The sequence below is a fragment of the Mesorhizobium sp. M1050 genome (assembly GCF_040318715.1).
Lineage (GTDB): Bacteria > Pseudomonadota > Alphaproteobacteria > Rhizobiales > Rhizobiaceae > Mesorhizobium.
This window is the reverse complement of the sequence record NZ_JAMYMV010000019.1, coordinates 15,475-36,059: the sequence shown is the minus strand read 5'-3', so window position 1 is coordinate 36,059 and position 20,585 is coordinate 15,475. Positions and strand designations below refer to the sequence as shown.

Annotated in this window: 17 protein-coding genes; 8 read left to right on the top strand and 9 right to left on the bottom strand. The window is 63.6% G+C overall.

Going from position 1 to position 20,585, the window contains the following annotated elements; all coding sequences use genetic code 11:
- Positions 1 to 170 precede the first annotated feature (170 nt).
- A complete protein-coding gene (locus NKH57_RS13370) occupies positions 171 to 1,259 on the bottom strand; it encodes a citrate synthase/methylcitrate synthase (RefSeq protein WP_352944705.1) in 1,089 nt (362 codons plus the stop codon).
- Between the two features lie 93 nt (positions 1,260 to 1,352).
- Here NKH57_RS13370 and NKH57_RS13365 point away from each other — a divergent pair, with 93 nt between their 5' ends.
- Positions 1,353 to 2,492, top strand: a complete 1,140-nt coding sequence (locus NKH57_RS13365) for a citrate/2-methylcitrate synthase (RefSeq protein WP_352944703.1) — start codon at positions 1,353 to 1,355, stop codon at positions 2,490 to 2,492.
- An 85-nt stretch (positions 2,493 to 2,577) separates the two neighbouring features.
- Here the strand turns inward: NKH57_RS13365 and phaR are convergent, their stop codons facing one another.
- A complete protein-coding gene (gene phaR / locus NKH57_RS13360; protein WP_023762886.1) occupies positions 2,578 to 3,189 on the bottom strand; it encodes a polyhydroxyalkanoate synthesis repressor PhaR in 612 nt (203 codons plus the stop codon).
- A 305-nt stretch (positions 3,190 to 3,494) separates the two neighbouring features.
- On the opposite strand from phaR, the gene NKH57_RS13355 reads away from it, so the two are divergent.
- The 6 genes from NKH57_RS13355 (at position 3,495) to NKH57_RS13330 (ending at position 11,564) form a co-directional block, all read left to right on the top strand.
- A complete protein-coding gene (locus NKH57_RS13355; RefSeq protein ID WP_352944701.1) occupies positions 3,495 to 4,679 on the top strand; it encodes an acetyl-CoA C-acetyltransferase in 1,185 nt (394 codons plus the stop codon).
- 113 nt (positions 4,680 to 4,792) lie between these two features.
- The gene (gene phbB, locus NKH57_RS13350; RefSeq protein WP_352828212.1) at positions 4,793 to 5,518 is read left to right on the top strand and encodes an acetoacetyl-CoA reductase; all 726 of its coding nucleotides are present in this window, start codon (positions 4,793 to 4,795) and stop codon (positions 5,516 to 5,518) included.
- 707 nt (positions 5,519 to 6,225) lie between these two features.
- Positions 6,226 to 9,642, top strand: coding sequence for a helicase-related protein (locus NKH57_RS13345; protein ID WP_352944699.1), 3,417 nt, complete (start codon positions 6,226 to 6,228; stop codon positions 9,640 to 9,642).
- A gap of 15 nt (positions 9,643 to 9,657) precedes the next feature.
- Positions 9,658 to 10,044, top strand: coding sequence for an RNA-binding S4 domain-containing protein (locus NKH57_RS13340; protein ID WP_352944697.1), 387 nt, complete (start codon positions 9,658 to 9,660; stop codon positions 10,042 to 10,044).
- 234 nt (positions 10,045 to 10,278) lie between these two features.
- Positions 10,279 to 10,617 (top strand): ferredoxin FdxA, encoded by a 339-nt coding sequence (fdxA, locus tag NKH57_RS13335; protein WP_023762879.1) that lies wholly within the window; start codon positions 10,279 to 10,281, stop codon positions 10,615 to 10,617.
- A 365-nt stretch (positions 10,618 to 10,982) separates the two neighbouring features.
- Positions 10,983 to 11,564 (top strand): CarD family transcriptional regulator, encoded by a 582-nt coding sequence (locus NKH57_RS13330; RefSeq protein WP_013529179.1) that lies wholly within the window; start codon positions 10,983 to 10,985, stop codon positions 11,562 to 11,564.
- A gap of 67 nt (positions 11,565 to 11,631) precedes the next feature.
- On the opposite strand, the gene NKH57_RS13325 is transcribed toward NKH57_RS13330, so the two are convergent.
- From NKH57_RS13325 to NKH57_RS13315, 3 genes are all read right to left on the bottom strand, one after another.
- Complete coding sequence (locus NKH57_RS13325; RefSeq protein WP_352944694.1) at positions 11,632 to 12,411, bottom strand: amino acid ABC transporter ATP-binding protein; 780 nt, start codon at positions 12,409 to 12,411, stop codon at positions 11,632 to 11,634.
- Positions 12,408 to 13,088, bottom strand: coding sequence for an amino acid ABC transporter permease (locus NKH57_RS13320; protein WP_031261363.1), 681 nt, complete (start codon positions 13,086 to 13,088; stop codon positions 12,408 to 12,410). Before NKH57_RS13320 ends, NKH57_RS13325 begins: the two co-directional genes overlap by 4 nt.
- Positions 13,089 to 13,226: 138 nt before the next feature.
- A complete protein-coding gene (locus NKH57_RS13315) occupies positions 13,227 to 14,000 on the bottom strand; it encodes an amino acid ABC transporter substrate-binding protein (RefSeq protein WP_352944692.1) in 774 nt (257 codons plus the stop codon).
- Between the two features lie 327 nt (positions 14,001 to 14,327).
- On the opposite strand from NKH57_RS13315, the gene NKH57_RS13310 reads away from it, so the two are divergent.
- Complete coding sequence (locus tag NKH57_RS13310) at positions 14,328 to 15,191, top strand: RNA polymerase factor sigma-32 (protein WP_023762875.1); 864 nt, start codon at positions 14,328 to 14,330, stop codon at positions 15,189 to 15,191.
- A 40-nt stretch (positions 15,192 to 15,231) separates the two neighbouring features.
- Here NKH57_RS13310 and NKH57_RS13305 read toward each other — a convergent pair whose 3' ends face one another.
- The 4 genes from NKH57_RS13305 to thiB all read right to left on the bottom strand — a co-directional run bounded on the left by NKH57_RS13305 (position 15,232) and on the right by thiB (position 20,582).
- Positions 15,232 to 16,701, bottom strand: a complete 1,470-nt coding sequence (locus tag NKH57_RS13305) for a M48 family metalloprotease (RefSeq protein ID WP_023762874.1) — start codon at positions 16,699 to 16,701, stop codon at positions 15,232 to 15,234.
- A 257-nt stretch (positions 16,702 to 16,958) separates the two neighbouring features.
- Complete coding sequence (thiQ, locus tag NKH57_RS13300; RefSeq protein WP_352944689.1) at positions 16,959 to 17,735, bottom strand: thiamine ABC transporter ATP-binding protein; 777 nt, start codon at positions 17,733 to 17,735, stop codon at positions 16,959 to 16,961.
- The gene (thiP, locus tag NKH57_RS13295) at positions 17,728 to 19,347 is read right to left on the bottom strand and encodes a thiamine/thiamine pyrophosphate ABC transporter permease (RefSeq protein WP_352944687.1); all 1,620 of its coding nucleotides are present in this window, start codon (positions 19,345 to 19,347) and stop codon (positions 17,728 to 17,730) included. Before thiP ends, thiQ begins: the two co-directional genes overlap by 8 nt.
- A gap of 236 nt (positions 19,348 to 19,583) precedes the next feature.
- Positions 19,584 to 20,582: a thiamine ABC transporter substrate binding subunit gene (gene thiB / locus NKH57_RS13290; RefSeq protein WP_352944685.1), complete on the bottom strand. Its 999-nt coding sequence runs from the start codon at positions 20,580 to 20,582 to the stop codon at positions 19,584 to 19,586.
- Positions 20,583 to 20,585: the final 3 nt, after the last annotated feature.

Below are 20,585 nucleotides of genomic sequence, written 5' to 3'. Positions count from 1 at the left end.
AATCCTCTGGTTGCGGCAAGAGCAGGCCTATGTTGCAGTGCAGCATATATGCCCAATGTGACGCAATAACAGCGGCCAGATTTGTCCGGCGAGATGACATTTTTGTCATGAGCCGCTGCAGCAGGACGTAAGCCAAATCGCCCCGTCCTTCCCCGCAAGCGAAACAATCTTCAGGCAACCGGGTCCGGCACCGGCCCGACATAACGCGACTGCGGGCGGATCAGCCGACCGGTTTTCTGCTGCTCGCGCGCATGCGCAATCCAGCCGGAAACACGCCCGGCAGCAAAGACATTGCTGAAGGCTTGGCTGGGAAAGCCCGCCGCTTCCAGCAGCAGCGCGGTGTAGAACTCGACATTGGTCTGCAGCGAGCGCGACGGCTTCGCAACCCGCAGCACGTCGAGCGCCGCTTGCTCCACCGTCTCCGCGAACGCCAACCGGCGGCCGGCTTCGCCCTCGCCGCCGAGTTGCCGCACCACCGCTTTCAGCACATCGGCACGCGGATCGCGCACGCGGTAGATGCGATGTCCGAAGCCCATGATGCGCTCGCCATGCGCGACCGCGTCGCGCAGCCAGCCGGCCGCATCGCCATGCGCCTGGATTGCATCCAGCATCTCGATGACAGGGCCGGGCGCGCCGCCATGCAGCGGCCCCTTGAGTGCGCCAAGCCCGGCCAGCACCGACGAAGTCAGCCCGGCCTGCGTGGACGCGACCACGCGTGTCGCAAAGGTCGATGCATTGAGACCGTGATCGCAGACCGTCACCAGATAGGTGTCGAGCGCCATCGCCAGCCCTGGCGAGGCGACGCTGCCACTCAGCATCCGCAACATGTCGGCGGCGTGATCGCCCCGGCTGTCCGGGGAGATCGCCTCCTCGCCGCGCTGCAGGCGCAGCAGGGCCGGCGTCAGCACCGCCGGCGCCGCGATCAGCAGCAAGGCGTCCGTCAGCGTGTCGTCGTCCGGCAGCAGCGCCATGCCGGCGCGCATGGCGCTGTAGACATCGAGCGATGCCAGCAAGGGCAGCGAGGGCGAAAGCCGCTCGAACACATCAGCACGCGCCTGACCCAGAGCCCGCGTCAACTCCGCATCATCGGGAAGCTTGTCGAAAAAGCCATCCAACAGCAGCCGAACCACCTGGGCATAGCTCCAGCGGCCGGCCAGTTCCGGCAGCGAATGACCCCGGACCGTCAGACGACCGCCAAGACCATCCACATCGGAGAGCACAGTTTCCGCCGCCACAACATCATCGAGCCCATTCGCCATAGCCTTGTCTCCTTGAAGCTTTTGGGGATCGGAGATAAGGCTGGGCAACATGGTCATCAATCTTGATCAATGGAATCAATATGAGAGTTCGATATGTCCGAGTGGCTGTCGCGAGAAGAAGCGCTTGAGCGTCTCCAGGTGCGGGCGCAGACGCTGTACGCCTATGTCAGCCGTGGGCGCATCGGCATGCGGCCCGACCGCGCCGATCCGCGCCGCAGCCAGTATCGTGCCGACGACATAGCGGCGCTGGCGACCCGGAGGGCGCGCGGAAGAAGCGCCTCGGCCATCGCCGAAAGCGCCATTGCCTGGGGAGAGCCATCGATCGTAACGGCGATCTCGACCGTCTCGCACGGTCGCCTTGTCTACCGTGGCCAGGACGCCGTTGCGCTTTCCGCGAATGCGACACTGGAAGAAGCAGCCGCAGTGCTATGGGATCTGCCTGGACCGGTGGCTTTCGAAGCGCAGTTGCCGGATGCACCCCTTGAAGACAGCCGAGCCGCGGCCTTTGCGCAACTTGCCATGCTTGCCGGCCAGGGGCGCCCATCTCTCGGGCGCAATGCCGTGTCGCTGCATGCCGACGCCGCGCACGCTGTCGGCGTATTGGCCCGCGCGCTGGGCGCGCCGGCGAGATCAGGTCCGGTCCATGGGCGATTGGCGCACGAATGGTCGGTGGGTGCCGGCGGCGCGGAAGCGATCCGCCGCGCGCTTGTCCTGCTTGCCGATCATGAACTGAACGCGTCGACCTTCGCCGCGCGCGTCGCGGCCTCGACCGGCGCGCCGCTGGCCGCTTGCCTGCTCGCGGGGCTCTCGACACTGTCAGGCCCTCGTCATGGCGGCGCCGGCGAGGCGGTAATGCAACTGGCCGAGGATGCGGCGCGGCAGGGCGCCGATGCGACGATCCGGCGCTGGCTCAGTCACGATCGGCCGCTGCCGGGCTTCGGTCATCAGCTCTATCCCGACGGCGATCCGCGGGCGGAAGCGCTGCTGTCGGTTGTCGAGGTCGATGGCTCACTGTCGTCGCTGTGCGACGCGGCCCATGCCGCGACCGGTGCGCTTCCCAACATTGACTTTGCCCTGGCCGCGCTGACGCGCAGCCTTGGCTTGCCGCGCGATGCGCCGTTCCGCCTGTTCGCACTCGCACGCAGCGTCGGCTGGGCCGCGCATACGGTCGAACAGATAACAAGCGGAGGCCTTATCAGGCCCCGCGGCCGTTATGTGGGAGTGCTGCCATAGGGCCGAAAGGGTACCGGTCTTCGGAAAAGTGGGACGGGCAGCGATCCGATGTGCCGTTGCTATCGGATCTTTCGATCCGAACGCCTCAAGACATCGTATCGAGCTTGCGCTGCATGGCTGCGATCTGGTCCTTCAGTTCCTGCAGGTCGTCGGGCTTGTCAGGCGTTTCCTTCTTGGCCGGCTCGGACGCTGGCGTAGCGGCTGGTGCGGAGCCCGCGGGCGGAAACGGCGTGAACAGACGCATCGCATTCTGGAACATTTCCATATTGCGGCGCGTCTGCTCCTCCAGCGCCTTGATTGGCGTGGTGATTTTCATCATGTCCAGCGGCGACTTGCCGAGAGCACCCTTCATCTGCTCGCGAAAGCGCTCCTGCTCCTTGGAGAAGGCGAGCATCGACTGTTCGAGGAAGCTCGGCACGATCATCTGCATCTGGTCGCCGTAATAGGCGATCAGCTGGCGCAGGAACGGGATCGGCAGCATGTTCTGCCCATCCTTGTTCTCCAGTTCGAAGATGATCTGGGTCAGCACCGGATGCGTGATGTCGTCACCGGTCTTGGCGTCCTGGACGGTGAACTCCTCGCCCTTCTTGACCATCTCGGCGAGGTCCTCGAGCGTCACATAGGTGCTGGTGCCGGTGTTGTAGAGGCGGCGATTGGCGTATTTCTTGATGATGATCGGATCGTCTTTCGCGGCCATCTACATCCTCCCGGGGACACCGGCGGGCCTCTGAGTAAGCCGCCGATAACGATTGTGCCTTTTTTGAGGATATGCGCAAAAGCCTCACAATTCCAAGCAGTTTGTGCAGTGCGGGATCACTAAATGCTGCATAGCGGCCAAAATATGCTGCGCAGCAATGAGGGAACTGCCGCCCCGGCGAAGCACGACCCGCTTGCGACGCATGGGCGCCATGCCCATTTCCGGTTTGACTTGGATCATGGAAAGGGCAAGAAAAGTCGCCAACAACGCCCAAAAATACGACAGCTCGAAGTCCGGAGAAGAAAATGACCTCTGCCAATTCCATCGTCGTCGCCAGCGCCGCACGCACACCGGTCGGCTCCTTCAACGGCGCCTTCGCCGCCACCCCGGCACATGAGCTCGGTGCCGTCGTCATCAGGGAATTGCTGTCGCGCGCCGGTGTTGAATCAGGCGAGGTCGACGAGGTCATCCTTGGTCAGGTGCTGACCGCGGCGCAGGGTCAGAACCCGGCCCGCCAGGCATCGATCAATGCCGGCCTGCCCAAGGAAACCACGGCCTGGGGCCTCAATCAGGTTTGCGGCTCGGGGCTGCGCGCCATTGCGCTCGGCATGCAGCAGATCGCCAGCGGCGACGCCAAGGTGATCATCGCGGGCGGCCAGGAATCGATGTCGCTTTCGACACATGCCCAGCACCTGCGCGCCGGCGTCAAGATGGGCGACTTCAAGCTGATCGACACCATGATCAAGGACGGGCTGTGGGATGCCTTCAACGGCTATCACATGGGCAACACCGCCGAAAACGTCGCGCGCCAGTTCCAGATCACCCGCGACGACCAGGACCAGTTCGCACTGGCCTCGCAGAACAAGGCCGAGGCCGCGCAGAAGGCCGGCAAATTCAAGGACGAGATCGTCGCCGTCACTATCAAGGGCAAGAAGGGCGACACCATTGTCGACCAGGATGAGTACATCCGTCACGGCGCCACGATCGACGCCATGACCAAGCTGAAGCCGGCTTTCGACAAGGACGGCACGGTAACCGCCGCCAACGCCTCCGGCATCAATGACGGCGCCGCGGGTGCTGTGCTGATGAGCGAAGCGGAAGCAGTGAGGCGCGGCATCACCCCGCTGGCGCGTATCGTGTCCTGGGCAACCGCCGGCGTCGATCCGCAGATCATGGGCACCGGACCTATTCCCGCCTCGCGCAAGGCATTGGAAAAGGCCGGCTGGTCGGTCGGCGATCTGGACCTGATCGAGGCCAACGAAGCCTTTGCGGCGCAAGCCTGCGCCGTCAACAAGGATATGGGCTGGGATCCTTCGATCGTCAACGTCAACGGCGGTGCGATCGCCATCGGTCACCCGATCGGCGCCTCAGGTGCCCGCATCTTCAACACACTGGTCTTCGAGATGCGCCGGCGCGGCGCCAAGAAGGGCCTCGCTACGCTCTGCATCGGCGGCGGCATGGGCGTCGCCATGTGCGTGGAGGCAATCTGAGAAAAAGAGTGAATGGTGAGTGGCAAATGGTGAATGGCGGGTAGCCGTCCGTCTTCGACCATTCACCATTCACTATTGACCATTCACGAAAAACTCTAGGGAGGAGGAACTTCATGACCAAGGTAGCAATCGTCACGGGCGGATCGCGCGGCATCGGCGCGGCGATCTCGATCACATTGAAGAACGCCGGCTATTCGGTTGCCGCCAACTATGCCGGCAATGACGAAGCGGCGGCGAAATTCAAGGCCGAGACCGGCATTCCGGTCTACAAATGGTCGGTCGCCGACTATGACGCCTGCGCCGCCGGCATCAGCCAAGTCGAGGCCGATCTCGGCCCCGTCTCGGTGCTGGTCAACAATGCCGGCATCACCCGTGACGCCATGTTCCACAAGATCACGCGCGAGCAGTGGAAAGAGGTCATCGACACCAATTTGTCGGGCGTCTTCAACATGACGCATCCGCTGTGGAGCGGCATGCGCGACCGCAAGTTCGGCCGTGTCATCACCATCTCCTCGATCAACGGCCAGAAGGGCCAGGCCGGCCAGGTCAACTATTCCGCCGCCAAGGCCGGCGACATCGGTTTCAGCAAAGCTCTGGCTCAAGAGGGGGCGCGGGCGGGCATCACCGTCAATGTCATCTGCCCCGGCTACATCGCCACCGAGATGGTCAAGGCGATCGACGAGAAGGTGCTCAACGAGCGCATCATCCCGCAAATCCCCGTCGGCCGCCTCGGCGAGCCCGAGGAGATCGCGCGCTGCGTCGTTTTCCTGGCTTCCGAAGATGCCGGCTTCATCACCGGCTCGACCATCACAGCCAATGGCGGCCAGTATTTCGTCTGACGACGTGGCGATGTAGGCGATAGATCGACGGGCCGGTACGCCGGCCCGTTTTTCGTTGCCAGCCTGATCTTTTCGAGATGTCCTCGTCGGTCGCTGACCCAATCCGGCACGCAGAGGTTAACGGCCGGCCGCTGCCGTGTGCGAAACCTGTTCCCAAGCCTGTGGATAATTGGTGGAAAACCTGTCTACAACACTAGGTATTGGGGTGAACAAACCAGGAAAATCATGCCATCGCCGATTCGTCTCCGATTCGTTCTGGCTTTGACCGGAAAGTTAACGATGGCGACCTGAATCGCCAGCCCAATCCTTAACGTTGATTAGGAAAGATCAACAATTTCATGCCGTTGGGCGAGGAACGCCAAGCCTTCATGATCGCTCATGGGCAAAGGTTAACGTCATAGCCCTCCAAGCATGAAACGGGCCAGTTCGGGGATTCAGCATGTGGTGCGTTCGGTGGTCGCGAAACCCACATGTAGCCGTGAACAAAAGCTGAATCTGCAGGAGTCACTGATTCGTCGCCGATTCGTTCCAGACTCGTTCTATCCGTTAATCCGCAGCCGATTGAGAGCTTGACAAAGACCCTTCTAGCCGCCGGCGGAACATTCCGCTTTCGCTTCTCGCCCGAAATCCCTATGTGTCCCCTGTCATACGCGCCAGTTGAGGCACGCTCCCGACAACCAGAGGCCAGAAGCCTTATTTCCAGATCAATGAACATCCAGCCGAAACACACTGAGCCACTGATCCTTTCGGGTCGCGACGTGACCGCCGTGCTTGGGCCCACCAACACCGGCAAGACCCATCTCGCCATCGAGCGCATGGTGGCACACGAGAGTGGTATCATCGGCCTCCCGCTCAGGCTGCTGGCGCGCGAGGTCTATGCCCGCGTCTGCGAAAAGGTTGGCGCCCACAAGGTCGCGCTGATCACCGGCGAGGAAAAGATCCAGCCGGCGGGCGCGAAATATTCGGTCTGCACCGTTGAGGCCATGCCACGCGAGACCGATGCCGCCTTCGTCGCCATCGACGAGGTGCAGCTTGCCGGCGACCTCGAACGCGGCCACATCTTCACCGACCGCATCCTGCATCTGCGCGGCCGTCAGGAAACGTTGCTGCTCGGTGCCGCCACCATGCACGGCATTTTGCAGCGCCTGCTGAGAGGCGTCTCCGTGGTGACGCGGCCGAGGCTGTCGCATCTTGCCTATGCCGGCTCCAAGAAACTGACCCGTCTGCCGCGGCGCACGGCGATCGTCGCCTTCTCCGCCGACGAGGTCTACGCCATCGCCGAACTGATCCGTCGCCAGCAAGGCGGCGCCGCCGTCGTGCTCGGCGCGCTCAGCCCACGCACCCGCAACGCCCAGGTGGCGCTGTTCCAGTCGGGCGATGTCGACTACCTCATTGCCACCGACGCCATCGGCATGGGCCTCAACCTCGATCTCGATCACGTAGCTTTCGCCCAGAACCGGAAGTTCGATGGTTATCAGTATCGCAACCTGATGGCGGCCGAGCTTGGCCAGATCGCCGGCCGCGCCGGTCGGCACCTGCGCGACGGCACCTTTGGCGTCACCGGCCAAGTCGACCCGCTGGACGAGGAACTGATCAAGAAGATCGAAGGCCATGATTTCGATCCGGTGAAGGTGTTGCAATGGCGCACCGCGCGTTTCGATTTCGCCAGCCTCGATGCACTGAAGCGCTCGATCGAAACCAATGCCCCGGTCGAAGGGCTGACGCGTGCGCTGCCTGCGGTCGACGCGCAGGCGCTTGAATATCTGTCGCGCGACGAAGACATCCGCGCTCTTGCCAGCAATGCCAAACGCGTGGCGCTGCTGTGGGAGGCCTGCGCGCTGCCCGATTACCGCAGGATCGCGCCGGCCCAGCATGCAGACCTCGTTGCTTCGATCTACACGGACCTTGCGCGGCATGGCCATGTCGACGAGAATTACATGGCCGAGCAGGTGCGCCGCGCCGACACCACCGAGGGCGACATCGACACGCTGTCGCATCGCATTGCCCAGATCCGCACCTGGACATTCGTGTCGAACCGGCCCGGTTGGCTGGCCGATCAGGCACACTGGCAGGAAAAGACGCGCGAAATCGAAGACAGATTGTCGGATGCGCTGCATGAGCGGTTGACGAAACGCTTCGTAGACCGCAGGACTTCCGTCCTCATGCGGCGCCTTAGAGAAAATACCATGCCTGAAGCCGAAATTAGTCCTACCGGAACCGTCCTTGTCGAAGGCCACCATGTCGGCGAGTTGCAAGGGTTCCGCTTCACCGCCGACCAGACCGTCGGCGGCGAAGACGCCAAGGCCGTGCGCACCGCCGCCCAGAAGGCGCTGGCCGCCGAGTTCGAGGCGCGCGCCGAGCGCTTCGGCGCTTCAGCCAATGGCGACATCGCGCTTGGCTCGGACGGCACGCTGCGCTGGATCGGCGCGCCGATCGGCACGCTGGTTTCCGGCGAAGACGCGCTGAAGCCGCGCCTGGTGCTGCTGGCCGACGAACAGCTGACTGGCCCGGCACGCGACAAGGTCGCCGCGCGTGCCGAGCGGTTCGTCAACTTCCAGGTCGAATCGCTGCTGAAGCCGCTGGTCGACCTTAAGAATGCCGACCAGATTTCCGGCATCGGCCGTGGCATCGCCTTCCAGCTGGTCGAGAATTTCGGCCTCATCAACCGCCGCGACATCGCCGAGGAGATGAAGTCGCTCGACCAGGAAGGTCGCGCCGCCCTTCGCCGGCTTGGCGTGCGCTTCGGCGCCTACCATGTCTTCGTGCCGGCGCTGATCAAGCCGGCGCCCGCCGGGCTGGTGACGCTCCTCTGGGCATTGCAGAACGACGGCAAGGACAAGCCCGGCTTTGGCGACGTGGTTCACGCGCTCGCTTCCGGCCGCACATCGGTGGTCATCGATCCTGCCTTCGACAAGACCTTCTACAAGTTGGCCGGCTACCGCAATCTCGGCCGCCGCGCCGTGCGCATCGACATCCTGGAACGGCTGGCCGACTTGATCCGCCCGGCGACCAACTGGAAGCCCGGTCTCGGCCAACGCCCGGACGGCGCCTATGACGGCCAGTCCTTCATGGTGACGCCGCCGATGATGTCGATCCTCGGCGCCACCGCCGACGATATGGAAGAAATCCTGAAAGGCTTGGGCTACCGCGCCGAGCCTAAGCCGGCCGTGGAAGTCAAGGCACGGCTCGAAGCACAGGACAATGCCGCGCGCGAAGCTGCCGCTGCCAAGCTGGCGGCGGAAGAGGCGGCACGTGCCGAACAGGCCAACGCGGCAGAAGCCGCGGCAACCGACGCGGCTGCGGAGGCAGCGATCGAAGGTTCGGAGCCGGCATCGGACGCAGTGGCCGTTTCGGAAAAGCCGGTCGAAAGTCCTGCCGAAATCATCGCGGACACCGCCGCAGAACCGACTGTGCCCGATGTGGCAGAACAGGCGGACACTCCAGTCGAAACCGTGCAGGACGAAGCGCCGGTAGCCGAGATTGTTGCAGAGGCCGCCGAACCTGCGCCGGTTGAACCAAAGGCAGCGGCTGAAGCTGCCGAGATTGAAACCGCACCGGCCGAGCTGACGCCAGATGCCGCGCCCGCAACGGACGCCGCGCCAAACGAACCTGCAGCGGCGGCTGAAGCGGCCGCCAGCAGCGAACCCGCCCCAGAAGCCGAAGCGCCAAAGCCCATACTGTTGTGGCGCCAGGGTCGCTTCGAACAGCGCCCGCGCAACCGCGACGACAGCCGCAGGAACAATCGCCCGCGCAACGCGCAAGGGCGCGGCCGAAGCGATGCGCCTGTGGATGCTGCCGGCGCACCAGCCGCAGTTCCACCTGGCGATCGTCCGGCCCATGAAGGACGGCGCGAAGGCGCCGGCAAGCCGCGCTTCGACCGTTCGAAGTTCAAGCCCAAGCCACAGGCCGAAGGAGAACAGCGGCGTGACGGCCGCCCGCAAGGCGATCGGTCGGGCCCCCGCCCAGGCCCGTGCGCCTGGAAGGGCGGCAGGCCGGACGGCAAGGGTGCGCAAGGCAGCAAGCCGGCTTTCCAGCCGAAGCCGCGCGAGGAACGCCCGGTGCGCTTCGATCCTGACTCGCCTTTTGCCAAGCTCGCCGCTCTGCGCGACCAGCTGAAGAAGTAGACCTGGCTCGCCTCGATGGTCGTCGAAGGCCGCCAGCGCATCGACAAATGGCTATTCTTCTCGCGCGCCGTGAAATCACGCTCGCTGGCAGCGAAACTGGTGGTCGCCGGCCGCGTGAGCATCAATCGCGACAAAGCAGCGCAGGCCTCCGATCTGGTCAAGCCTGGCGACGTGCTGACCATCACGCTCGAGCGGCGCATCTTCGTCTGGAAGGTGCTTGGCGCCGGTGCTCGACGCGGCCCGGCCGAAGAGGCCCGCACGCTGTACGAAGATATCTCGCCACCGCCCGCGCCGAAGGGCGAAGCCCCTCCTGATGCAATTCCGGGGCTGCGCGAGGCCGGTAGCGGCCGCCCGACCAAGAAGGAACGCCGGCAGACCGACCGCTTGCTCGGCGAAGACTGAACCTGACATACAGGAACACGCAGCGGGAATGGGACGACGACACGCCTGAGGCAGAACTGAACCCGGCAATCAAGACGTTTCGCAGGACATGGCTGACTTCCGCCGGGCCTGCTGTCTGGTATTCCATTCCCGAAACACCGGCACCACCCGCAATCGCTACCCTTGCAAGCGGCCGATAAAGGCGTTACCTGACGGAAAAAGCCCAACAAAAATGGGACGTACCGGAGCCGACCGATGACCTATGTCGTGACCGACAATTGCATCAAATGCAAATATATGGACTGCATCGAGGTCTGTCCGGTCGACTGTTTCTACGAAGGCGAGAACATGCTCGTCATCCATCCCGACGAGTGCATCGACTGTGGCGTCTGCGAGCCGGAATGCCCGGCCGACGCGATCAAGCCCGACACCGAGCCGGGGCTCGACAAGTGGCTGCAGATCAACACCGAATATGCCGATAAATGGCCCAACATCACCGCCAAGAAGGAGCCACCGGCCGACGCCAAATCCTTCGACGGCGAGGCCGGCAAGTTCGAGAAATACTTCTCGCCCGAGCCCGGCGAAGGCGATTGACAACACGGCCGCAAAGGCCTGAATTACGCGGGGTAAGGGGCACGTCACATTAACCGCCTTGACAGGCGGCGTTGACCTGTGGCGTTCGCTTATGCAGCAAAACCTTGATTCTTCCGACTTTTTGTGTTACATGAGCCAAATATGCCGGTGACACACGTCGATTTATGGCGCAGACGCCCCAAATCACTGAAAGGTGAAAATCCCATTCCGGACCAGAGCGATCTGGGCCAGGCGGTCGCAATATTGCGTTTGCCGGTCCGGCTTTTCCGGTGGGTCATCTGTTGTGCGGCAAACGATCGGCTCCCCCGATCGCGCGAGTTCGGGCCGGCAGGACGCCGGTACCACAACAAGGAGTTCAGGGCGTAATGGCTACGATCACCCCGCAGAAAAAGTCCACCGCTGCGCGTCACGGTTTTAAGACCGGCGAGTACATCGTCTACCCGGCGCACGGCGTCGGCCAGATCGTGTCGATCGACGAGCAGGAAGTTGCTGGACATAAGCTGGAACTATTCGTCATCGACTTCTCGAAGGACAAGATGCGCCTGAAGGTGCCGGTCGCCAAGGCGACCTCCATCGGCATGCGCAAGCTGTCGGAAGAGGACTATGTCGAGCGCGCGCTGAAGGTCGTGCAGGGTCGCGCCCGGGTCAAGCGCACCATGTGGTCGCGCCGCGCCCAGGAATATGATGCGAAGATCAATTCCGGCGACCTGATCTCGATCTCGGAAGTTGTGCGCGACCTCTATCGCGCCGACAACCAGCCGGAGCAGTCCTATTCCGAACGCCAGCTCTATGAGGCAGCGCTCGACCGTATGGCCCGCGAGATCGCGGCCGTCAATCGCATGTCGGAAACCGAAGCCGTGCGCCTGATCGAGGTCAACCTCAACAAGGGGCCTAAGCGGGGCGCCAAGGCTGATAATGAGGAAGCCGAGCAGGAAGAAGCTGCCTGAGCTTTTTGCCTTTGAGTTCATGAAAAACCCGGCCTTGCGCCGGGTTTTTTGCTTTTGGACGATGAAGCTACAGCGAACCGTCGCCGCCACTTTCCCTCTCCGCCTCCTGCTTCAGCGTCGCAATAAACCGCTTCGTCCGTTGCTTCTCGGGATTGCCGAACAGCAGCGCGGCCGGCCCTTTCTCGACGATGACGCCGGCATCGAGAAACACCACTTCCTGGGCGATCTTGGAGGCGAGGCGCAGATCATGCGTCGCCATCACCATCGTCGTGCCTTCGCTGGCGAGCTTGCCGAGCACGTCTACCACCTCTTGCGCCAGTTCCGGGTCAAGCGCCGAGGTCGGCTCGTCGCAGAGCAGAACCTTCGGCGACGGCGCCAAGGCGCGCGCGATCGCCACGCGCTGCTGCTGGCCGCCCGACAGCGTCGCCGGCCAGGCATCCGCCTTGTGCACCATCCCAACTTTTTCCAGCAGGGCGAGCGCCCGCTCGCGTGCCCTCTCCGGCGGCCATTTCAGCACCGTCACCAGCCCTTCCATGACGTTTTCGATCGCGGTGCGATGCGGAAACAGCTGGAAGTTCTGGAACACCATGCCGGTCTGCAGCCGCAGGCGCTGGATATCCCTGGCCGGAACCCTGACGCCGGGGTGGAATTCCAGCGCCTCGTCACCGATGCGCACCGTGCCCGAAGTCGGGATCTCCAGGAGGTTGACGCAGCGCAGCAAGGTGCTTTTGCCGCCGCCTGAAGGCCCGACCAGCGCTGTAACGCTGCCTTCGGCAATGGTGACCGTCACGCCCTTCAGCACAAGGTTGTCGCCGAAGCGTTTCTCGATGTTGGTGAGGCCGATCATGAGCGCGCCTCCAGGAAGCCGCCATAGCGGTTGAGCCGGGTTTCCAGTCGCGTCTGCAAGGCCGACAGCACCGAACTCATCGCCAGATAGAGCATCGCCGCCTCGACATAGAGGATAAGCGGCTCATAGGTGGTGGCGACGATGCGCTGCGCCGCCTGGAACATTTCCGGCACGGTGATCGCGGCCGCCAGCGACGTGTCCTTGACCAGCGAGATGAAAGTGTTGGAGAGCGGCGGCACCGCGACCCGGCCGGCCTGCGGCAGGATGGTGCGCCGCATCGCCTGGCTCCAGGTCATGCCGATCGAATAGCCGGCCTCCCACTGGCCCTTCGGCACCGAGCCTATCGCAGCGCGGATGATCTCCGACGTGTAGGCGCCTATGTTGAGCGTGAAGCCGATCAACGCCGCGGTGAAGGCATCGAGCAGAATGCCGACCGACGGCAGGCCGTAGAAGATCAGGAACAGCTGAACCAGGAGCGGCGTGCCGCGAAAAATCCAGACGTAGAAGCGCACCAGCGCGACCAGGGGCTTCGGTCCGAACAGCCGGGCGAGCGCAGCACCCAGGCCGACCGTCAAGCCGAGAGCGAAGGACAACAGCGTCAGCGGCACGGTGAAGATCAGCGCCGCCCACAACAGCGAAGGCAGTGACTCCAGCATCAGTTGCAGCCAGTGCGGCACGTAAGATTCTCCAATGGTCGAGGCGGCTCATCAAGGCGTGAATGCGTCAGACATATCACGACAAAAGCGGCGGCCGGTCAAAGACGGCTCGCCGCTTCATATGTCTCGTGGGCCGGAGACCGGGCCCACCTCATCAGCTTACTTCGAAACGTCCTGGCCGAAATAGGTGTCGGCGATCTTCTGGTAGGTGCCATCGGCCTTGATGTCGGCCAGCGCCTTGTTGATCGCCGCAACAAGTCCCGGATCGCCCTTGCGCACGATGACGCCGGAATAGTCAGCGTTTTCTTCTTGCGCGGCAATCTTCACATTGGCGTCGGGCTTGTGCTTCTTGAAGTCGAGGAACGACAGGCTGTCATTGATGGTGGCGTCGGCACGGCCGGTTAAAAGCAGCTGGATCGACTGGTCGAAGCCATCGGTGCCGACCAATTCGGCGCCGTTCGCCTCGGCCAGCTTGCCGAAATTCGAGGTCAGCGACTGCGCCGACTTCTTGCCCTTGAGATCGGCGAACGTCTTGATGTCGGTGTTGTCGCCGCGCACGATCAGCACTGCTTTGGAGGCGATGTAGGGATCGGAGAAGGCGTACTTGGCCTTGCGGGCATCGGTGATGCCGACTTCATTGATGACGGCGTCATAGCGATTGGCGTCGAGGCCGGCGATCAGCCCGTCCCACTTGCCTTCGAGGAACTCGGCCTTGACGCCGAGCTTGTCGGCGATCGCCTTGGCGATTTCGACATCGAAGCCGACCAGGGCGCCGGAAGTGTCATGATAGGTGAATGGCGCATAGGTGCCTTCCGTGCCGACCTTGATGACCCCGGCCTGCTTGATCTGGTCGAGATTGGCGCCGGCATTGCCTGCGGTGACAGCCAGAGCCTGCAGCGTTCCGGCGATAATGAGCGACTTCAGCCATTTCATTTTTCTGTGATCCCGTCCTTGGCCGGATATCCGGCATTGTGTGAGCGCTGGAAACTGCCAGATGCGAGGTGAGAAAATAAGGAACCGGATTTCGTAAATCACACGTTTCTGAAATTGGATTCTCCAAATGGCGTTTCTTGGCGGCAATCGAGGCCGTCACCGGTCCTGCAGACATCGTTCAAGCAACCTGATCCGCCCGGCAACAACCAGGGAACCTTTCCGGCGTACCGCACGTTCTGGCAGTTCTAGGGCACGACGCCGCTATTTCAACCGGGCGCCAGCCAAGTTTGCAAAGTCATCCGCATCGCCTGAGCCAGGGAGCGCCTCATGATGGAAGACACGGCAGGACGGATCATGGTCCGCGCGGCAATGAAGGCTCCCTACCTCGAACGTGATGAAGAGCATCGGCTGGCATTGCTCTGGAAAGAGGACAACGACCAGAACGCATTGCACAGCATCACCGTCGCCCATATGCGGCTGGTCATTTCCATGGCCTCGAAATTCCGCCACTACGGCCTGCCGCTCGGCGATCTGATCCAGGAGGGCCACGTCGGCCTGCTTGAAGCCGCAGCCCGCTTCGAGCCGGAGCGCGAGGTGCGGTTTTCGACCTACGCGACGTGGTGGATCCGCGCCTCGATGCAGGACTACATCCTGCGCAACTGGTCGATTGTGCGCGGCGGCACCAGTTCGGCGCAAAAAGCGCTGTTCTTCAACTTGCGGCGCCTGCGCGCCCGGCTGGCGAATGGCGCCGAGCCGCTGTCGAACGCGACCCTATACCGCGAAGTGTCGGAGACACTCGGCGTCTCCGAAGCCGATGTGGCGATGATGGATTCGCGCCTGTCGGCACCCGATTCCTCGCTCAACATGCCGGTTGCCGATGATGCGGGTTCGACCGAGCGCATGGATTTCCTGGTCTCCGACGATCCGCTGCCCGACGAGATCGTCGGAGACAAGATCGATGTCGCGCGCCGCTCGCTATGGCTGAGGGAGGCGCTGCGCGCGCTCAACGCACGGGAGCTGAGGATCATCGAGGAGCGCCGGCTGAATGACGAGGGCGCGACACTCGAAGCGCTCGGCGAGACGCTCGGCATTTCCAAGGAACGTGTCCGCCAGATCGAGGCCCGCGCCATGGAAAAGCTCAAGGTGGCGTTGGTGAAGCAGAACCCGGAGTTCATGGCGACTGCCGCCTGATCTGTAACAGACGTTCAGCAAATGAATTCGCAGCGAGCTCTTATTTGTCGGTGACGATCTTGACCTTGTCGCCGGCAGAAACCGCGGCGCCCGGCGACAGCGCATTGAGCACGCGGAACAGGTCGAGCTTGCGATCGACGCCAACCATCTGAGCCGAAAGCGAACCCATCGTCTGCCCTGGCTGGACGGTGACGACGCGGATATGCAGTGGCTTCAACGCGGCCTTTTCGGCAGCACTCAGGATACGGAAAGATCCGCTGACCGAACGCGCGACCGCATCCAGCGAGGTGCTGGCCGAAGGTGCCGCAGTCAACAGCCGGTAGACCTGACCGCCGGCACGGATCACGGCAATGTCGAACTGCCATCCTTCGGCGCCGGCATGCGCCGTCGCCGCCTCGTTGCCGTTGATCGTCTCCTGCTTGACGCTGCTGTCGTCGAGGCCGGCCACCCAGCCGCTGCGGATATAGTCGGTCAGCGCGCGGTTCTTGTCGATCGAGACGCCGTCGAAGCGGATCGCCATATCGCCGGGACCGGTTGCCGTCACCGCGGCCGCCGAATTGTCGATGATGAAACCCTGCGGCACCGAGAAGGACACGCCGAGGCCCGGATGCAGGAAGGTTTCGCCGCGCACATAGCCTTCTTCAGGCGTGTCGCCATAAAGCAGGCCGTCTATGCCGGCGAGGAAGGAATCGCGGTCGCGCGAGCCGACGCCCGGCGCGCCGAACTGGCGGGCATGGCGCTGCGCCAGATCGATGCGCTGCGGCGTGTTGGGGTGCGTGGCCAGGAAGTCGAGGCTGGCATCGGTGGCGCCGCTGATCGAACGAAAGTCCGTATAGGCCGACATCGACTGCAGGAAGCGGCCGGCGGCGAAAGGATCGTAGCCGGCTTCGCCGATCGATTTGATGCCGATGGCGTCGGCTTCCAGCTCTTGGTTGCGGGAGAATTGCGCCAGCCTCAGCTTGCCGCGGATCAGCGCCGCCTTGGCGGTCGGGCTGTCGCCCAGCACATCGGAAACCACTTTCGTCGCCAGGCCCTCCTCGGCCTCCAGCTGCTGGCGCTGCAGGCCGTGATTGGCGGTGACGTGGCCCATTTCATGGGCGATGACAGCGGCAAGCTCAGCCGAATCATTGGCCAGCGCCAGCAGGCCCCGGGTGATGTAGAGATAGCCGCCGGGCAGCGCGAAGGCGTTGACGTTGGGCGAATTCAGGATGGTGATGCGATAGGTCTGCGTCGGGTTGGCAGACACCACCGTCAGATTGCCGACCACCTTGGCGACCATGCGCTCGAGCTTGGGGTCGGAATATTCGCCGCCATAAGTCGCCAGGATGCGCGGGTGCTGCGCCTTGGCCAGTTCGGCGAGCTTGTTGTTGGCGCCAACATTGTCGACCGTGATCGGCTTGTCGGAAGGCTGGAAGCCGGACTCCTGTACTTCCGGCGGCATGAACATCTGGCAGCTCGCCAGCGCCACGGCAAAACCGGCCAGCGCAAGAAAACGCGCCAGCGGATTCATTCGTAGTCTATCAACGCCGATCGCCAGAACGGTTTCCTTTCGGGTCCCGGCGCATGACCACGAAAACCGGGGGCGATTTGCGGAACACGTCATGCGCTATCTTAAACTGCTGCAGCATCCGTTGCACGTCCCTCGGGCGGGCGGCGGATGCTGCAGGCAAATCACGTCCTGTGCCGGACCAGCAGGGCGGACCTAGCCACACTCCTCCAGTCATGGCAAGCAAGCGCCACATCGCCTGGAGCCGGTTTGACCGTAAATTATGTCCGCTTCCGGGCAATATCTCGTGATACGCCGCCACTGGCGCCGATATAGCGCCGGAACACTTCGGGACCAGCCCCGATGAAGAAATCATCTGCCTTGCCGATTGCCGCGACCATCCCATTGTCGAGAAACACCACGTGCTCGCCGATACGGCGAGCGTCTTCAGGCTGGTGGGTGACAAACAGCACCGTCATGCCCCGCTCGGCATGAACGGCGGCGACCATATCCAGCATATCGTCGCGCAAAGCGGGCCCGAGCGACGCGAAGGGTTCATCGAGCAGCAGCACCGGCCGGTCGCGCACCAGAACGCGGGCCAATGCGACGCGCTGGCGTTCCCCGCCGGAAAGTTCGCGCGGCAAGCGCTTTTCCTTGCCCCCAAGACCGGTGCGCGCAAGTGCATCGGCGATCGCGGCGCGGTCCGCCTCGGTCAGCCGCAAGGCTGGCGAGCGGCCGAGCCCGACATTCTGCTCGACGGAAAGATGGGCGAAGAGATTGTTCTCCTGGAACACCATCGATACCGGGCGCGCCGAGGCCGGCTCGGCGCTGACGTCGGCGCCGCCGATCAGCACGCGGCCCGACTGTGGGGCCTCGAAGCCGGCGACCAGATTGAGCAGGGTCGACTTGCCCGACCCGCTCGGCCCCATGATGGCGGTGATCTTCGACGTGGCGAACTCGACGTCGAAGACGAGCGGCATCTCGCCGTAGCTGAACGACACCCTGTCCAGCCGCACCGGCGCGCCTTTTTTAAGCCCGCTGGCCTCTCCATCAAGCATCCCGGACCCTCTCCCTTCCCAGCCAGTGCGCTGCCACGATCAGCGCGAGGCAGACGAGGCCCAGCAGCAGTGCCAGGCCGGCGGCATCCGCGGTGCGGTAGCTGCCCATGCGCGCCAGGAGAAGGTAGGGCAATGTCTGCACGGAACCACTGCCGAACAAGGCAATGACGCCCAGGTCGCCGAGCGAAAGGGCCATGGCGAAAGCGAAGGCGGTGGCGAGCGGCCGCCGCAGCGACGGCCAGTCGACCAGCACCAACCGGTTCCAGCCCGCAATGCCGAGCTGTGCGCAGAGCCGTTCGTGACGCTCGCTGGCCGCATCGTAGGCGGGACGGACGGCGCGCAGGGCGAACGGCATCGCCATCACCGCGTTGACGGTGACGACCATGACCGGGGCGATGGCGAAGACGTCGCCGACATGGCGCAGCAAAAGGAACCAGCCGGCGCCGATGACGATCGGCGGCACGACCAGGACAAAGCCGGCGCCTGTATCCGTGACATGCTCAAGCATTGTCCGGGGGCCAGCCCGGCGTTTCAACGCCAGTGCCCGCCGCGCCATGGTCAGCGCCAGCGACAGCATCACCGAGAGCAGTGCAGACAGCAAGGCCAGCACCGCACTGGTCAGAGCAGCCTGTCGGACAGTGGCCTCACCGGCCAGCCGGCAGAGGTCGGCACTCAACCCGGCCGTCACCGTCGCTGCCATCGGCCCGACGACGAACAGCAGCGCCAAGGCAATGAGCATGGCGTTCAGCCAGCTCTCGCTCCTGTTGACGGAGAGATAGCGGCGTTGGGCAACTGGCAGGTTGGTGTCGCCGACCACATTGGCGCCAAGCCGCGTCAGGGCCAGCACCACGATAAAGGTCAGGACTATCTGCAGCAGCGTCAGTGTCACCGCCCGCGCGGGATCGAAATCGAAGCGCAGCGCCTGGTAGATGCCGACCTCCAGCGTCGTCGCGGCCGGCCCGCCGCCGAGCGTCAGCACGATCGTGAAGGATGTGATGCAGAGCATGAAGATAAGCCCGGCGACACCCGGCAATGCGGCACGCAGCGTTGGCCATTCGATCAGCCTGAATGCCGGGCGCGCCACCATGCCGAGCTGGCTCGCCAGCCGCCATTGGTCGGCTGGTATAGTCTGCAGCGCCTCGAGGAACAGCCTTGTCGCCAGCGGCAGGTTGAAGAAGACATGGGCGACGAGAATGCCCGACAGGCCGTAGATACCCGGCCAGCTTCCACCGCCGATCACCGTGAGCACGCCTGCGAAATAGCCGGCGCGGCCATAAAGCGCCAGCACGCCGAGTGCCGCGACGATGGCCGGCAGCGCCAACGGTACGGCGAACAGTTGCAGGATGAAGGCGCGGCCGAAGAAGCGTGGGTGCCGCGACATAGCGCGTGCGACGAACAGTGCAGGCACGACGGAGAGCAGCGTCGACAATACCGCTTGCCAGAGCGTGAAGCGCACGACGCGCAGGAGATAGGGATCGAAGGCTGCCCAGGCGCCAGAGAGGTCGTGGCCGCCTTCGAAAAGCAGGCCGGCAAATGCGCCGCCGATGAGCAGCGCGATGGCGGCGAGCGCCAGGATGCCGGTGGTGATGCGGGGGTCAGGCGCGCGTTGCACGCTGGGCCACCTGACTTGAGGTTCTTAGCGAAGGCCGCGCTCCGTCGCGCCCCCCTCCGTCCTGCCGGACGTCTCCCCCGCTAGGGGGGAGATTAGCCGTTACCCATGCCTTCGCCAACCTCCGACGTTGCCGGGGACGAGCCGCCAGCAAAGCAGCTGATCTCCCCCCTTGAGGGGGAGATGGCCGGTAGGCCAGAGGGGGGTGGCTTGGCGCAAACATCCGATGTGGCTGAGCCCTACTTGCTCATCGCCGTCAGCCACTCATCCACCCAGGCCTTGCGGTTGGCGGCGACCTGCTCGGGGCTGAACAACAATGTCTTGGTCGGCTTGACCAGTTTGTCGAAGGCCGGGTTGAGCGGCTTGCCGGTCTTCCCGGCCGGGAACATCCAGTTGGTTTCTGGGATGGCATCCTGGAATTTCGGCCCTGTCATGAAGGCCATGAACTTTGCCGCCAGCGGGTTCTTGGCCCCTGTCGTGGTGATGCCCGCGACCTCGATCTGCAGATATTCGCCCTCCTCGAAAGAGGCAGCCTGGTAGCGCTCTGTCTTTTCGGCGACCATGTGGTAGGCCGGCGAGGTCGTATAGGACAGCACCATCGGCGCTTCGCCCTTGGTGAACAGGCCGTAGGCCTCGCTCCAGCCCGGCGTCACCGTCAGCACCTTCGCCTTCAGCTTGGCCCAGGCCTCCGGCGCCTTGTCGCCATAGACAGACTTGACCCACAACAGCAGGCCAAGGCCCGGCGTCGAGGTGCGCGGATCCTGAATGACGATCTTGTCGTCGGTGCTGCCTTCGACCAGTTCCTTCAGGCTCTTCGGCGGACTCTTCAGCTTCTCGGTGTCGTAGACGACAGCGAAATAGCCGTAATCGAAGGGGACAAAAGTGTCGTCGCTCCAGCCGCCCGGCACAGAGACGTCCGCCACCGCGCCATGCGGTGCGAACAGGCCGGTGGCCTTGGCGTCGGCGGTCAGATTGGTGTCGAGGCCGAGCACGATATCAGCCTTGGTCGATGCGCCTTCCAGCCTGACGCGGTTGAGCAGCGCGACGCCGTCGGCGACCGAGACGAACTCGACATCGCAACCGCATTCGGCCTCGAATTCCTTCTTCACCACGGGACCCGGACCCCAGTCGGCGGTGAAGCTTTCATAGGTGTAGACGGTGAGTTTGTCCTTGGCCAAGGCCGGTCCGGACAAGACCAAGGTCATGGCTGAGACAAGAGCGTATAAGAGCGTGCGCATCGG